Annotated in this window: 12 protein-coding genes; 4 read left to right on the forward strand and 8 right to left on the reverse strand. The window is 68.9% G+C overall.

Going from position 1 to position 15,466, the window contains the following annotated elements; all coding sequences use genetic code 11:
- Positions 1–55: 55 nt before the first annotated feature.
- Complete coding sequence (locus tag ACWCOV_RS05655) at positions 56–808, reverse strand: glycerophosphodiester phosphodiesterase (RefSeq protein ID WP_449828037.1); 753 nt, start codon at positions 806–808, stop codon at positions 56–58.
- Between the two features lie 26 nt (positions 809–834).
- Between ACWCOV_RS05655 and ACWCOV_RS05660 the strand changes: the two genes are divergently transcribed.
- Positions 835–1,965 carry an aminotransferase class V-fold PLP-dependent enzyme gene (locus tag ACWCOV_RS05660; protein ID WP_449828038.1) on the forward strand — a complete coding sequence of 377 codons (1,131 nt, stop codon included), beginning with the start codon at positions 835–837 and terminating at the stop codon, positions 1,963–1,965.
- Positions 1,966–2,146: 181 nt separating this feature from the next.
- On the opposite strand, the gene ACWCOV_RS05665 is transcribed toward ACWCOV_RS05660, so the two are convergent.
- The 4 genes from ACWCOV_RS05665 to ACWCOV_RS05680 form a co-directional block, all read right to left on the reverse strand.
- Positions 2,147–2,998: a carbohydrate ABC transporter permease gene (locus tag ACWCOV_RS05665; RefSeq protein WP_449828039.1), complete on the reverse strand. Its 852-nt coding sequence runs from the start codon at positions 2,996–2,998 to the stop codon at positions 2,147–2,149.
- Positions 2,995–3,921, reverse strand: coding sequence for a carbohydrate ABC transporter permease (locus tag ACWCOV_RS05670; protein WP_449828040.1), 927 nt, complete (start codon positions 3,919–3,921; stop codon positions 2,995–2,997). Before ACWCOV_RS05670 ends, ACWCOV_RS05665 begins: the two co-directional genes overlap by 4 nt.
- A gap of 125 nt (positions 3,922–4,046) precedes the next feature.
- Complete coding sequence (locus ACWCOV_RS05675) at positions 4,047–5,375, reverse strand: ABC transporter substrate-binding protein (RefSeq protein ID WP_449828041.1); 1,329 nt, start codon at positions 5,373–5,375, stop codon at positions 4,047–4,049.
- Positions 5,376–5,437: 62 nt separating this feature from the next.
- Positions 5,438–8,224, reverse strand: coding sequence for a family 78 glycoside hydrolase catalytic domain (locus ACWCOV_RS05680; RefSeq protein WP_449828042.1), 2,787 nt, complete (start codon positions 8,222–8,224; stop codon positions 5,438–5,440).
- Between the two features lie 182 nt (positions 8,225–8,406).
- Between ACWCOV_RS05680 and ACWCOV_RS05685 the strand changes: the two genes are divergently transcribed.
- The gene (locus ACWCOV_RS05685; RefSeq protein WP_449828043.1) at positions 8,407–9,303 is read left to right on the forward strand and encodes a helix-turn-helix domain-containing protein; all 897 of its coding nucleotides are present in this window, start codon (positions 8,407–8,409) and stop codon (positions 9,301–9,303) included.
- On the opposite strand, the gene ACWCOV_RS05690 is transcribed toward ACWCOV_RS05685, so the two are convergent.
- On the reverse strand, positions 9,284–9,970 hold the full coding sequence (locus ACWCOV_RS05690) for a TetR/AcrR family transcriptional regulator (protein WP_449828044.1): 687 nt from the start codon (positions 9,968–9,970) through the stop codon (positions 9,284–9,286). The genes ACWCOV_RS05685 and ACWCOV_RS05690 overlap by 20 nt on opposite strands.
- A gap of 86 nt (positions 9,971–10,056) precedes the next feature.
- On the opposite strand from ACWCOV_RS05690, the gene ACWCOV_RS05695 reads away from it, so the two are divergent.
- Positions 10,057–11,298, forward strand: coding sequence for an FAD-dependent monooxygenase (locus ACWCOV_RS05695; protein WP_449828045.1), 1,242 nt, complete (start codon positions 10,057–10,059; stop codon positions 11,296–11,298).
- Here the strand turns inward: ACWCOV_RS05695 and ACWCOV_RS05700 are convergent.
- Together ACWCOV_RS05700 and lpdA are read right to left on the reverse strand one after the other, a co-directional pair.
- A complete protein-coding gene (locus ACWCOV_RS05700) occupies positions 11,211–11,675 on the reverse strand; it encodes a PGPGW domain-containing protein (RefSeq protein ID WP_449828046.1) in 465 nt (154 codons plus the stop codon). The two genes, ACWCOV_RS05695 and ACWCOV_RS05700, sit on opposite strands and share 88 nt — an antisense overlap.
- A 102-nt stretch (positions 11,676–11,777) precedes the next feature.
- Positions 11,778–13,175 carry a dihydrolipoyl dehydrogenase gene (gene lpdA, locus ACWCOV_RS05705; RefSeq protein WP_449828047.1) on the reverse strand — a complete coding sequence of 466 codons (1,398 nt, stop codon included), beginning with the start codon at positions 13,173–13,175 and terminating at the stop codon, positions 11,778–11,780.
- Between the two features lie 157 nt (positions 13,176–13,332).
- Between lpdA and ACWCOV_RS05710 the strand changes: the two genes are divergently transcribed.
- Entirely contained in the window at positions 13,333–15,459 is a 2,127-nt protein-coding gene (locus tag ACWCOV_RS05710) for a peptidoglycan DD-metalloendopeptidase family protein (RefSeq protein WP_449828048.1), read from the forward strand.
- Positions 15,460–15,466 lie beyond the last annotated feature (7 nt).

The following is a 15,466-nucleotide window of genomic DNA, read 5'->3' on the forward strand; positions in this document are numbered from 1 at the left end:
GTGTCATTCCGGAGGTACGAAGCGGCGTACCTGCGGATAACACTTCAGTGCCCGATTACTGCCACTGGCCCCGCTCGATCAGGACGTCCCGCAGGATGTCGGTCCGGTCGGTGATCAGCCCGTCCACTCCCGCGTCCAGCATCCGCCGCATCAGGGCCGGGTCGTCGATTGTCCAGACGTGGACTTGCTTGCCCGCGGCATGCGCCCGCCGGATCAGGCCCGGGGTCAGCACCCGCAGTGGGCCGTACCGGTCAGGGATCTGCAGGCAGGCACCACCTGACTTGAGCGCGAACGGCAGGAACCGGATCAGCGCGGTCTCCCAGTCGCCGTACCCGGTGCACAACCGGGGGCCGAGCTCGCGGCGGATCCGCCGGACCCGGGACTGGGAGAACGACGAGACGCAGACCCGGTCGATGGCGTTGGCGGCCCGCAGCACGCCGGCCGCCGGCGTGAGCCCGTTCTCGGCCTTGATGTCGAGGTTGAACTTCGTCTGCGGGAACGCCTCCAGCAGCTCGTCCAGCCGGGGGATCGGCTCGTGCCCGTTGATCTTGGCCTTGCTCACCTCGGACCAGGGCAGCTCCGCGACCACCCCGGTGCGGTCGGTGACCCGGTCCAGGCGGCTGTCGTGGAACGCGATCACGACCCCGTCGCTGGTCGCGTGCAGGTCGGTCTCCAGGTAGCGATAGCCGAGTTTCACCGCGTGCTCGAAGGCGCGCAGCGAGTTCTCGTAGCCGAGGTTGTCCGGGTGCAGCGCGCCGCCACGGTGGGCCATCGCGATCGGCCCGCCGTGGTCGAGGTAGGGGTACACGTCGGAAAGTATGTACCGTTTGGGTGGTGACGGTACTCAGCCCCCGCCCCGACCTGTGGACCCTCGACCCCGACGTCCTGCACCTCAACCATGGTTCGTACGGCGGTGTGCCGCGCCGGACCCAGGAGTTGATGGCCGCACTGCGCGCCGAAGCCGAGGCCAACCCGATGCTGTGGTTCCGCTCGGTCGCCGACCGGCTGACCGCGAGCCGCCTCGAGCTGGCGTCGTACCTGCAGACCGATCCCGAAGGCTTCGCCCTGGTCCCGAACGCCAGCGCCGGGGTGACGGTCGCCCTCGCGACGCTGCCGATCCCGGCCGGCAGCCGGATCGTCCTGACGAACCACACGTACGGCGCCGTGCGGTACGCCGCCGAGCGGTTCGCCCGGGCCAACCAGGCCGAGGTGGCCGTGGTCGACGTACCGCTGGAGGCCGACGACGAGACCGTCGTGGCGCTGATCGCGGCTGCCCTCGACGATGCCGCCGTACTGGTCGTGGACCAGATCAGCTCCGCGACCGCGATGGTGTTCCCGATCGGCGACCTGGTCGCGGCCTGCCGGGAGCGCGGCGTCCCGATCGTGGTGGACGGCGCGCACGCGCCCGCCCTGATCGACGCCCCGGCCGAGGACGGCGCCGACTTCTGGACCGGCAACTTCCACAAGTGGCCGGCCGCGCCGCGAGCTACCGCCGGCCTGGTGGTGGCCGAGAAGTGGCGTACGGCGGCCCTGCCGCTGATCGTCTCGTGGTCCGAGTACGACGAGCGCCTCCCGGAGCGCTTCGACATGCAGGGGACGTACGACTACGTGCCCTGGATCGCGGCCCCCGAGTCGCTGCGCGTCCTGGACGAGCTCGACTGGCTGGTACGGCGCTCGCAGCTGGGCGACCTGGTCGAGGAAGGCGCCCGCGTGATCGCGAAGGCTCTGGCGACCGGGGTCGCCGAGGTCGCGCACCCGGCGGCCACGATGCGGCTGGTGGAGCTGCCCGCATCGGTCGACCTGACGGCCGGAGAGGCGCTGAAGGCGCGGGTGTCGAAGGAACTGAAGGCCGAGATCACCCTCACCGGCTTCGACAACCGCGGCTTCATCCGCCTCTCCGCCCACGCCTACAACGCCCTGCGCGACTACGAACACCTGGCCGGCCGGCTCCCTCCGATCCTCTGAGCCTCCCTGAACGACCGCTCGCCGCGCACCGCCAACCCGGCCAGATCCCGGGGCCTTGAACACCCTCTGGTGGGCGTGGACAGTAAATGTCCTGTCCACGCCCCCGGCTTCCCGCCCCAGGCCCCGACAACCACCCGCTTCTGAGCATGTGAAACCACAACTGCCTTGGCTTGTCCTGCGGTCAGCCCTTGACCGCGCCCGACGTCATGCCGGCGACGATCTGGCGGTTGAAGAACATGTACATGACCAGGGGCGGGATGGTGATCAGCAGGATGTCCATGAACAACAGGTTGTACTGGGTGCTGAACTGGCCGGAGAAGTTGTAGAGGGTCAGCTGGACGGTCGCGTTCTTGTCGCCGGGCAGGAAGTACAGCGGGTTCACGAAGTCGTTGAACACGTTGACCGACTGCACCACCACGACGGTGACGATGACCGATCTGAGCAGCGGGAAGATCACCCGGAAGAACAACCGCAGCGGCCCGGCCCCGTCGATGATCGCGGCCTCGTCGAGCTCGCGGGGAATGGTCGCGACGAACGCCCGGAACAGCAGGATGCAGAACGACAGCCCGAACGCGATCTCGATCAGGATCAGCCCCGGCATGGTCCGGAACAGCCCGAGCTTCTGCAGCACCCAGATCGTGGGTACGACGGCCGGCGGGATGATCAGCCCGGACAGCACCAGGAAGTTGATGAACCCGTTCCAGCGGCTCTTGCGGCGTTGCAGCACGAACCCGGCCATCGCCGCCAGCACCACCATGCCGGCCACACTGGCCACGGTCAGGATCGTGCTGTTGATGAAGGCGATCACCAGCATGTAGTCGCGGGCCTTGACCACCTCCAGGAAGTTCTGCACGAACTGGAACTGGTGGGGCCAGGCGAAGTCGAGGTCGGCGGCCTGCTGCCGGTCCTTCATCGCGGTCAGCACGATGAAGGCGAACGGGATGACGAACACCACGATCGAGGACACGATCGCGACCGCGCTGAGCAGGTAGCTGCGGCCCGGCCGGTGGTTGACGAGCTCGGCGGTGCTCACAGGTCCACCTCCTTCCGGTTCAGGAACCACGACAGCGGCAGCACGATCGCGGTGACCACCAGGAACAGGATCACGTTGCCGGCGGTCGACAGGCCGTAGAACCCGGCCTGGTACTGCTTGTAGATCACCGACGAGATCACGTCCGAGGTGAACCCGGGTCCACCCCGCGTCATCGCCCAGATCAGCTCGAACGACCGCAGGCCGCCGATCAGCGACAGGATGATCACGGTGACGGTGGCCGGCTTGCACAGCGGCAGGACGATCCGCCGGAACGTCTCCCACGACCCGGCCCCGTCGACGCGCGCAGCCTCCATGTACTCCCGCGGGATCGACACGATGCCGGCGATGTAGATCAGGGTCGCCAGCCCGACGCCCTTCCACACGTCGACGAGTGCGATCGACATCAGCGCCCAGCTCGGGTCGGTCAGCCAGCCGGGCCCGTCGATGCCGATCACGCCGAGCGCGCCGTTGATCAGGCCGCGCTCGGGGTTCATCAGCACCTGGAACAGCAGGCCGACGCCGATGGTGCTGACCAGCACCGGGAAGAAGACGACCGAGCGGAGGTACCCGCGGCCGACGATCCGCGACGTCAGCAGTACGGCGAGCAGCAGCCCGAGCACCACCTTCGACCCGGACGTCACCACCGCGAAGATCAGCGTGTTGGTGAAGCCCTTGACCAGGGCCGGCTCCTGGAAGAACAGGACGAAGTTGTCCAGCCCGATGAACTTCGACTCGAACAGGCTCCAGCGGGTCAGGCTGTAGTAGAACGAGGCGAAGGTCGGGATCAGGAACAGCACGCTGTAGATCAGCGCGGTGGGCGCGTAGAACCAAAACGAGTACGGCGAGTAGACCTTCCCCCCGGCCGCCGAGGCGGCCGGGCTCGTGTCAGCGCGTGACTTCGGACGGGCCGAGGTGATGGTCATGGGGCCTCCCGGCCTGGACTGAGGAGCGCAGGGAGCGCAGCGACCGGAGCGACGAGGGAAGGCCGGGAGTCAGAGCCCCATGACCCGCTGCGCCGGAGGCGTGGCATCGATGCAGTCACCGGGCCTCACCAGCCCGCCAGTCCGAGTTGCTGGGCCTGCTTCTTCACATCCTCGTCGTACCGCGCCGCGCCGTCCTTGGCCTTGCGGATCCCGGATCCGACCTCGACGGTGATCTGCTCCAGCGCCGGACCCTTGACCGGCGAGACGAACTCCAGCGCCAGGCTGGACCCACCTTCCTTGTCGAGGTACGGCTGCATGTCCTTGATGGCCTGCGGTACGTCGGACGGCAGCTCACACCCCTTCACGGCGTACGGGCCGGTCGGGACGCCGGCGGTGGCCAGGGACTTGCAGCCGTCGGGGCTGGCGACGAACGCGAGGAACTTCTTGGCTGCCTCGAGCTTGTCTCCGGTCGTGGTGGTCGGGATGTAGATGCCGCCCGGTGTCCACACGGTGAGGCCGTTCTTGCTCGCGTCGTCACCAGGCAGCGCGAACAGACCGACATCCTTGGCGGCGTTCGGGTTGGTGGCGACCATGTCGTTGACCACCCCGGACAGGATCGGGTAGTGCGCACCCTTGCCGGTGGCAAGCATCTTGAGGCCGTCCGGCATCTTCGCCGAGCCGAAGTCCTTGTTCTCGTAGCCCAGGTCGTGCACCTGCTGGGTGTGCTCGAAGCCCTTCAGCGCGGCCGGTGACGTCGCGTACTTCGCCTGGTTCTTGGTGTACTTGTCGGCGAAGTCCGGCTCGGCCGCCGCGACGTTGTGGAAGTCGCCGAGGACGAACAGCTGCGACGTCCAGGTCGTGCCGTAGGTCTGGATCACCGGCGCGACCCCGCCCCCGGCCGCCTTGATCTTGGCGTTGTTGGCCATGAACTCGGCCCACGTCTTCGGCACCTCGAGCCCGAGCTTGGTGTAGAGCGGAATGTTGTACAGCACCGCGCCGCCCATGAACCCGCCGGAGGGCACTCCGTAGACCTTGTCCCCGGCCGTGACGGTCTTGGTGAAGTTCTCGTCCAGATCGCCGACGTAGGGCTGGTCGCTGATCGGGGTGAGGTTCTTCTCCGGCGCGATCGCCTGGAACAGGGACCCGGTGTTGTAGGCGAACACGTCGGTCATGTCGCCGGTGGACAACCGGGTCTTGATGATGTTGTCGCCCTCACCGCCGGTGGGCCGGGTCTCCACCTTGACGGTGATGCCGGGGTTCTTGGCGGTGAAGTCCTTGCTGAGCTGCTGGGCCTCCTTCAGGTCCTGCTCCTCGTTGCCGATCAAGTAGGTGATCTCGACCGAGCCGCCGCCCGAGTCATCACTCGAACCGAGACTGCCCGCGCTGCACGCGGTCAAGGCGAGCGAGCAGACCGCGAGCACGGCCAGTCCTCTCGTACCTGGGCGGAACGTCATCATGACCTCCAAGGTGTTTCTTCAGGGCGTTGGCGTCGGGGCGGGGGTCGGGGGTGAGTCGGTCAGTTGTTGTCCAGTACGGCGTCGAGCTTGGCCTGCAGGGCTTCGGCGCTGGGGGTGAAACCGCGGGGGCTGATCGCCTCGACGAGCTGGTGGGCCGGCTGGTCGAGGTAGCGCTCCAGCCGGGCCGCGAGCTCGGCGTCGTCGGTGGCGACCTCGGTTTCCTTGGCCGCGGCAACGATCGTGGCCCAGCTGGGCTCGTGGTCCATCAGCTCCCGGATGCTGGGATCCGCAGCCAACGCCGGCGTCTCGGCAGCCGGGTCGTCACCGGTCCACTCGTGGGTGCCGTGGCCGACCTCGACCGGCGCGCTCTCACCCGGTACGTCGACCTGCGCCCGCGAACCGACCGGCACGGTGACGCTCAGCCGCACCTGGCCGTCGGACCGCGTCCACGACACCGCGGCCTCGCCGTACGGCGTGAGGTGCTTGGCCGAGGCATGAGTGAGGTGCGAGGTGTAGAGCGGACGTACGACGATCGTGCGATAGCCGGGATCGCCTGCCGCAAGGCCGGCGACGCGGCGGTGCATCCAGTCGGCGACCGCGCCGAGCGCGTAGTGGTTGAACGACGTCATCTGGCCGGGGTTGATGCTGCCGTCGGGCAGCATGCTGTCCCAGCGTTCCCAGACCGTCGTCGCGCCCATGGTCACTGCGTACAGCCACGAGGGGCAGCCTGTCTCTAGCAGGAGCCGGTACGCGAGGGCCGGATGTCCGGAATCGGCCAGCGCGTCCGCCATCAGCGGTGTGCCGACGAATCCGGTGCTGATCCGGAAGCCCGCCGTACGGACCAGGTCGGCGAGCCGCTCGGCGGCGCGCTTGCGCTGGTTCTCGGTCGGCAGCAGCGCCCACTGCAGCGCCAGCGCGTAGTTCGTTGCCGCGTCACTCAATACGCGGCCACCCTCGGTGGTGTACTCGGCCGCGAACGCCTTGCGGACCCGGTCGGCCAGGTCGGCGTACTCGCGGGCCAGCTCGGCGTCGCCGACGACCTCGGCGGCCTGGGCGACCACCTCGGCCGACCGCGCGAGGTGCGCGGTGGCGAGCACGTCCGGGTCGGCCTTCGCGCGGAACGGGTTGTCCGGCGGCGCGGTCGGGTCGAGCCAGTCGCCGAACTGGAACCCGCCGGACCACAGCAGGTTCTCGCCGGCCAGCTCGGTCATCCGGTCCACCCACGCACGCATGCTCGGCAGCTGCCGCGCGAGCAGCGCGGCGTCGCCGGTGCGCTCGTAGATCACCCACGGCACGATCGTTGCCGCGTCACCCCATGCGGCCGTGGCCGGCCCGGTGTGCTTGAGGATGTCCGGTACGACGAACGGCACCGAGCCGTCCTTCTGCTGCTCGGCCGCCAGGTCGGCCAGCCAGTTGGTGAGGAACCCGGCGGTGTCGAACAGGAAGCTCGCGGTGGGGGAGAAGACCTGGATGTCACCGGTCCAGCCGAGCCGCTCGTCGCGCTGCGGGCAGTCGGTCGGCACGTCGACGAAGTTGCCGCGCATACCCCACACGACGTTCTCGTGGAACCGGTTGAGCAGCTCGTGCGACGACTCGAACCAGCCGGTCCGGCGCAGGTCGCTGCCGACCACGACGGCCTCGAGGTCCCCGGCCTGCAGGTTGTCGACCCCGGTCACCTCGGCGTAGCGGAAGCCGTGGAAGGTCAGCGCCGAGTCGAGCGTGACCTCGTCCGGGCCGGCCAGCACGTAGGTGTCGGTCGCCTTCGCGGTTCGCAGCGGGCGGACGCCGAGCTCGCCGTTCTCCAGCACCTCGGCGTGCCGTACGACGACCTCGTCGCCTTCGGCGCCACCGCGGACCTTCAGCCGGACCCGGCCGACGACGTTCTGGCCGAAGTCGACCAGCGTCTTGCCGGACGGCGACGTGCTGATCTCGACCGCGGGCACGACCTCGGTGATGCGGACCGGCGGTCCGTCGGGCGCGACCAGCAGGCTGAGGTCGGCGTCGACGACCTCGACCGGCGTCGCCTCACCAGGGGTGCGCCGCAGGTCGGTGCTCTGGCCGTCGTAGATGTCGTCGGCGGTGACCGCGCTCTCGCGGGAGGTCCAGGTGTCGTCGCTGGCGAACTTGTGCACCTGGCCGTCGGCGGTGGTGACCTCGAGCTGGGCGAGGACCGCGACGTGGTCGCCGTACAGGGAGTTCTTGCCGTGGAAGCCGAGGCGACCGCGGTACCAGCCGTTGCCGAGCAGGAACTCGAGCCGGTTCTCGCCGGAGCGGACCAGGCTGGTCACGTCGTACGTCTGGTAGCGGAGGCGAGCCTGGTACGCCGTCCAGCCGGGCGCCAGCTCGTCGTCGCCGACCCGTTCGCCGTTGAGCTCCGGCAGGTAGATGCCGTGCGCAGTGGAGTAGAGGCGGGCCTTCACGATGTCGGCGGGCAGTTGGGCCACGCCGGCCACCAGGGGAGCGGGGGAGCCGTAGCGGTGGCCCCGCGGGCCGACGAACTGGGCGGACCAGTCGGAGGCGTTGAGCAGGCCGGCCTCGACGACGGCGGGCTCGCTCCAGTCGCTCCAGTCCTCGTTGCTGCCGACGCGCACCCGGACCTCGGCCGACTCGCGTGACTTCAGCGGCTCGCCCGGCCACGGCACGAGGATCTGGTCGGGGGACTGGACCGTGAACACCTGAGCCGTTCCCGTGGAGATCTCGACCTCGTACGCCGTCTGCGTGTACCCGGCGTCAGCGGTCGGGATCTGCCACGACAGCCGGGGCGTCGCGGTGCCGATGCCCAGCACGGGCCCGGCGTCGGTGCGATGTTCGAAGCGGAGAGCGGTGGGTGCGGCGAGGTTCGACATGTGACTCCAAACCGACGAGTGAAACGATTCAGTGACTGCTGTGGCGAACGGCCCCGGTCTGTTTCGGATTGATGGCGAGGACGTTTCGCCTGTCCCCCGATCCTGAAGGCGGTAATCGCCAGGGACTAGCCCGATGTGCACTCGTGGTAGCACAAAATGCACCTCGGCCCCTATCGTGAGGCATGGCCGACGAGCCGGTGACACATTCCGGGACGCTGCTGCACTTCGTCGAAGGGACGGTGGTGCATGCGGGTCCACACCTGCACCAGAACGTCCATCCGCTGCACACGCACAGCTTCTTCGAGATCGCGTTGGTGACCGGTGGCCAGGGCGTCCACCACAGCCTGGCCGGCCGCCAGCAACTCGAGGTCGGCGACGTGATCCTGCTCCGCCCGGGCGTCTGGCACCAGTACGACGAGTGCCGTGCGCTGCAGGTCTACAACTGCTGCTTCTCGGCCGACCTGGTGCAGCGCGAGCTGGCCTGGACGCGCGAGGATCCCTTGCTGGGCTACCTGTTGTGGACTGGACCGTTCTCTGCGCAACGCCGCGGCATGCTGACCACGCGCCTGGATTCGGCCACCTTCAAGGAGGGTCTCGAGCATCTCGAGGAGCTGCGCAAGCTTCGCCGGCAATCACTCAGCCGGCATCGCGGCGACCTCGTCGGCTGGCTCTCGCTCTACCTGAGTTGCCTGGCCCGGACGGTCGCCGAGCACGACGATCTCGGTGAGCAGACGCATCCCGCCGTACTGGATGCGATGCGGATGATGGAGGCGGATCCGGCGCGGCAGTGGACGCTGACCGACCTTGCGCAAGCACTGCACCTGGCGCCGGGCTACCTGGTTCGGCTGTTCAAGTCGGCGACCGGACTGCCGCCGATGGCGTACCTGTCCCGGCATCGGGTCGAGCTCGCGGCCGACCGGTTGCTGCACACCGACCTGCCGATCAGCCGGATCGGGGAGTCGGTCGGCTGGCCGGACCAGAACTACTTCGCCCGGCGGTTCAAGTCGCACTACGGGCTGAGCGCGTCCGCTTATCGGCAACGTTTCAATACCCGGAAGCTCAGTCCTTCGGTGCGCTGATCCGGGCGCTGATCAGCATCTCCAGACCGTCGAGGATGCGGTCGAGGCCGAACTCCAGGCCCTGGTTCTCGCCGCCGGCGGCGGTCTGCATCGCCGCGGCCAGGTGCGGGAACCGGGCAGCCTCGGTCGTGAGGATGCCGGCCAGCGCCTGGTTGATGTACTCCTCGGTCAGACCCGTCGTCAGGGTCTGCTGGGCGAGGTTCCGGACGTGGCTGCTGAGCACCAGGATCGAGTCCAGCTGCTCGCCGCCGCCGAGTCCGGAACCGGCCAGCTTCTCGACGCCTCGATCCATCCAGGCCAGCTCGTTCGGGCCGAGCAGGCGGCGCCCGACGGTGGACTGCAGTAGCCACGGGTGTTTGCCGAAGGCGGCGTACAGGTCGAGCGCCCAGGTCTTCAGCGCGTCCCGCCACGGCATTGCGTCGTGGTCCGGGGGTGGGCCGAAAGCCAGATCGCTCATCACGGCGACCAGTTCGGTCTTGCCGGGGACGTGGCGGTAGAGCGCCATCTTGGTGACCGGCAGGTCGTCGGCCACCCGCTGCATGGAGACCGCCTCCAGGCCCTCGCTGTCGGCGATCCGGATCCCGGCCTCGGCGATGCCGGCCAGCGTGATCGCCGGCTTGGGTCCGCGGCTGCGCTGCGGCCGGTCGCCCCAGAGCAGTTCCGTCATCGCCGTCCTTTCCCGATCGCTTGAACTGTGTCTACCATACACATTACTGTGTCCAGCGGACACAATTACGATGACGGAGGAGATCGATGAAGGTTCTGGTGTCGGGTGCGAGCGTGGCTGGACCGTCGGTGGCGCACTGGCTCGGGCGGTACGGCTACGACGTGACGGTGGTCGAGATCGCGCCGGGACTGCGGGAGGGCGGCTACGCGGTCGACTTCCGCGGGCCGGTGAACCGGGAGGTGCTGTCCCGGATGGGGGTGCTCGACGAGCTGCGGGCGCGGCAGACCGGTGGCAGTCCGATGCGGTTCGTCGATGTGGCGGGCCGGCAGCTGATGCGGCTGCCCGGTGAGTTCGCCGGGGGAGAGCTCGAGGTGTTGCGGTCGGATTTGTCCCGCGTGTTGTACGAGCACTCGCGCGACCAGGCGACGTACCGGTTCGGGGACTCGATCGCCCAGCTGACCGAGCGGGCCGGCGGGGTCGACGTGGTGTTCGAGAGCGGGATCGAGGAGACGTACGACCTGGTGATCGGGGCCGACGGGCTGCACTCGGTCGTGCGGCGGCTGGCGTTCGGGCCGGAGCGGGACTTCGTGCGGCACCTCGGCTACTACATCGCGTGCTGGGACCTGCCGAACACGCTCGGAATCTCCGGCGACGCGTTGATGTACAACGTGCCGGGCCGGCTGGTGAGCGTCGCGGCGGACCGGCGGGATCCTGCCATGGCGGGGACGATGGCGCTGTTCAAGTCACCGGCGCTGACCTACGACCGCCGCGACGAGGCGCAGCAGAAGGAGATTCTCGCGACCGCCTTCGCCGACCTGGGCTGGTACGTCCCGGAGCTGCTCGAGGGGTTGCCCGCGGCAACGGACCTGTACTTCGACTCGATCAGCCGGGTCGACGTGGACCGCTGGTCGACCGGGCGGGTCGTGCTGCTCGGCGACGCCGGGTACGGCGCCACCGTCGGCGGCATGGGGACGAGTACGGCGGTGGTCGCGGCGTACGTGCTGGCGGGGGAGCTGGCCACGTCGGGCGGTGACTACCGGGCGGCGTTCCGGCGTTACGAGGCGCAGTTGCGCAAGCCCGTGTCGAAGACGCAGAGCGGCGGCAACCGGACCGGCAAGTTCCTTGCCCCAGGCACCCGGTTCGGCATCGCCGCCCGCAATCGGCTGCTGTCCCAGCCGTTCCTGCTGAACCAGATGCTCAAGCTGGGGGAGAAGGTCAGCAACCTGGTTGAACTGCGCAACTACTCGGGAGAGAGCAGCGGCAACTTGTGGAGGAACGACTCCCAGGAGTCGGGGAACCACCCAGGGACACCGAGCACGGCCAGGTAGAGCCAGATCACGACCAGCACGCAGCAGAACAGCGCGAGGGTGCCGAGCGTCTTCAGCCAGGCCGGCTGCTTGCCGGTCCAGGCGGTGAGCTCCTTGACCCAGTCCTTCACCTTGTAGAGCAGGCGTTGCGCCCACTCGAACTCGCTGGCCAGGATCGCCAGGCCCGCGATGAACAGCGGGATGCCGCCAGGCCCTGGCAGCCACCCCGTCAATGGCGCGGCAATGATCAGCACCCCGCCCACCACGCCCACACCGATCCGGTAGATCAGGTGCTTCTTCGGATCCGCCCGTATCCGCCGCCGCCACTCCCACCGGTCGTCCTGAGCGTCCAGCGTGATGTTGTGATCAGTGCGGTCGGGACCCCTCTTCTCGGCCACGTGCCCAAGCGTACGTGAGGGGTCAGTCAATCCCACGTCTGACGCGGTAACGAAACGACGGCAGACCCCGGGCGGGATCTGCCGTCGGCTGGGGCTGGTGGGTCAGAAGTTGATCATGTGCCCTTCGAGACCGTGGAAGGCCTCCTGCAGCGCCTCGCTCAGGGTCGGGTGGGCGTGCACGTTGCGGGCGAGTTCCTTGGTGGTCAGGTCCCACTTCTGGGCCAGGGTCAGCTCGGGCAGCAGCTCGGTGACCTCGGGGCCGATCAGGTGCGCGCCGAGCAGCTCGCCGTACTTGGCGTCGCTGATCACCTTGACGAAACCGGTCGGGTCGCCGAGGCCGTGCGCCTTGCCGTTCGCGGTGAACGGGAACTTGGCGACCTTGACGTCGTACCCCTGCTCCCGGGCCTGCTCCTCGGTGTAGCCGAAGCTGGCCACCTGGGGCTGGCAGAAGGTGGCGCGCGGGATCATCACGTGGTCGAGCTCCATCGTCTCGACGCCGGCGATGGTCTCGGCCGCGATCACGCCCTGGGCCTCGGCCGCGTGCGCGAGCATCAGCTTCGCGTTCACGTCGCCGATGGCGAAGATGTTCGGCACGTTGGTGCGCAGAAAGCCGTCGGCCTCGATCGCGCCGCGCTCGGTCAGCTTGACGCCGATCTTGTCCAGGCCGTAGCCGTCGACGCGGGGCTGGAAGCCGATCGCCTGCAGCACCTTGTCGGCCTCCAGCGTCTGCTGGTTGCCGTCCTTGCCGGTGACGGTGACCTTCACCGTGTCGCCGGAGTCGTCGATCGCGTCGACCCGGGTGGAGGTGAGCACGTCGACGCCGAGCTTCTTGTAGGCCCTGGCCAGCTCCTTGGACACCTCGGCGTCCTCCAGCGGCACCATCCGGTCCAGGAACTCGACGATGGTGACCTTCACGCCGTAGTTGGCCAGCACGTAGGCGAACTCGACACCGATCGCGCCGGCGCCGGCGATGATGATGCTGCCCGGCAGCTCCTCGGTGAGGATCTGCTCCTCGTACGTCACCACCCGCTCGCTCAGCTGGGTGCCCGGCAGCAGCTTGGTGGTCGCGCCGGTGGCGATGATGCAGTTGTCGAAGGTGACGGTCTCGGACTTGCCGTCGTTGAGGCTGACGTCGAGGGTGTTCGCGTCGACGAAGCTGCCCCAGCCGTCGAACTCGGTGATGTTGTTCTTCTTCATCAGGAAGTGGACGCCCTTGACCCGGCCGTCGGCGACCTTCCGGCTGCGCTGCACCGCGGTCGGGAAGTCGAAGCTGACCTCGCCGCTGATGCCGAACGTCTTCGCGTCCGCGCGGAAGATGTGGGCGAGCTCGGCGTTGCGCAGCAGCGCCTTGGACGGGATGCAGCCCACGTTCAGGCAGACACCGCCCCAGTACTTCTTCTCGATGATGGCGGTCTTGAGCCCGAGCTGGGCGGCGCGGATCGCCGCGACGTACCCACCCGGGCCTGCGCCGAGGACAACAACGTCAAAGTGCGAGGCCATGAAGTGAACTTTAGTAGGTCGCGCCAGCCGTCCCGACCAGTGGATGGCGGTCACAGTCCGTGACTGGGCTTTCGCGTGGGCCGATCGCCGCCTAGGCTGGGCAGGCGCGGTGGCCGCTACCCTCTGCGCGCGTGAGGCATACGAGGATGGGGGCCTGATGGTTGTGGGGAGCCGTCGGGGGCTGCGGTTTGCGGCGCTCGGCACACTGCTCGCGGTGTTCGCGGTGCCCGCGTACGCCGACAACAGCCCCACGCCACCACCGCCGGCGTCGGTCACGGACGTGAACAAGTCGCTGGAGCAGCTCCAGGCCGAGGCTGCCGCCGTCCAGGCCGACTTCGCGAAGGCGACGATCGCCTACACCAACGCGCTGAAGGCCGCGCAGACCGCCGAGGCCGCGGCGAAGAAGGCGGAGACGTCGGCGACCGCGTCGAAGGGCAAGGCGGACGAGGAGCGCCGCCGGCTCGGGCTGCTGACCGCGCAGGCCTACCAGACCGGCATCCCGACCGTGCTCGGCGCCGAGTCGATGCTCTGGTCGCTCGCCCCGGTCGCGGAGAACCTGCAGGAGATCGCCGACCGGCAGACCGCGATCCAGCAGCTCGGCAGCACGCAGGTCACGCAGTACCAGACCGCGATGACCGCCGAGAACGAGGCGGGCAAGGCGAAGGCCGAGGCGACGAGCAAGCGGGCCGCCGCCAACGAGGCCGCCGCCAAGGCCAAGCAGCTCGCGCAGGAGGTGCAGCAGAAGGCGGCCGACTCCGCCCTGATGGCCGAGAGCCAGTACGCCGATCTGGACGGCGCCTCCGAGTTGTCGAAGCAGTTGCAGCTCGCCCGGAACCAGCAGGCGCTGGCCCGCTGGCAGGCGTACCTGGCCGAGCTGACGACGTCCAAGATCAAGCCGCCGGCGGCCGCCGTACTGAAGAACCCGGCCAAGCTGCCGGCCGGCCTGCAGCCGTTGACAGCCGCCGGCGCTCCGGTCGCCGGCGCGGCCGCTGTGGTCCAGGGCACACGGACGATCAAGGTGTTGTCGGCCGAGACGATCCGGGCGGTCAACCAGGCCTTCAGCCTGCTCGGGAAGCCGTACGGCGTCGCCGCGACCGGCCCGGACAAATACGGCTGCCTCGGAGCGGCCCGGGTCGCCTGGCAGCCGTACACCACGCTGCCGAACCTAGTCGGCAAGGTCTACCCGAACTACCAGGCGGTGGCCGCGTCCCAGGTCCAGCCCGGCGACCTGCTCGTCATGGGCAGCAAGTCGCTCGGCCTGGTCCACATCGGCGTCGCCCTCGACAACGGCGAGATGATCGCCGCCGACGAGGCCAAGGGCGCGGTCGTCGTCACCCGGGTCCCGGACAACCTGTACGCCGCCCTGCGCCCGACCCTCGGCCCGCCGGTCAAGCCGCAGGTCGCGCCGGTCGCGACCTCGGAGGCCTACGCGTTCCGGTGCGGCAACACGGCGACGTCGTACAACGTCGGCTCCGGCGCCTGGACGTGGCCGCTGGCCGAGGGCACCTACGAGATCGGTACGTCGTTCGGTCAGGCCGGGGCGCTGTGGACGACCGGCTACCACACCGGCCAGGACTTCCCGGCCGCGGTCGGGACGCCGGTGCGCGCGGTGACGTCCGGGACCGTCCGGGTCGAGCACCCGGCCTGGGCCGGCAACCTGGTGCGGATCGACCACGGGAACGGGCTGGAGACGCTGTACGCCCACCTGAGCTCGGTCGACGTGGCCGACGGCTCGCAGGTGACTGCGGGGCAGCGGATCGGCGCTGTGGGCTCGGAGGGGAACTCGACCGGCCCACATCTGCACTTCGAGGTCCGCCTCGGTGGCGACCCGGTGAACCCGATGCCGTTCCTGGCGACTGGTAGCGCGACGGTCGGCTGGGGCGGCTACAGCAACGGCATGATCCCGGCGAGCAAGCTGTGTGCACTGGGCTCCGGCCACATGCTGCGCTGCGACGCCGCAGCGGCGTACCTGCAACTGGCCCGGGCCTACCGTGCCCAGTTCGGCAAGACGCTGTGCATCACCGACTCCTACCGCTCGTACTCCTCCCAGGTCAGCCTCTACGCCCGTAAGCCGTCCTTGGCTGCCCTGCCCGGCACGTCCAACCACGGGTGGGGCGTGGCCGTCGACCTGTGCGGCGGCGTGGATCGCTTCGGCACCGCGCAGTACCGGTGGATGAAGAGCCACGCCTCCCAGTTCGGCTGGGTGCACCCGTCCTGGGCCGACCAGGGCGGCTCGCGGGAAGAGCCGTGGCACTGGGAGTTCGGGAAGCCGGCCGTCTCCTAGCAGCAGA

It is taken from the genome of Kribbella sp. NPDC002412, from assembly GCF_053592935.1.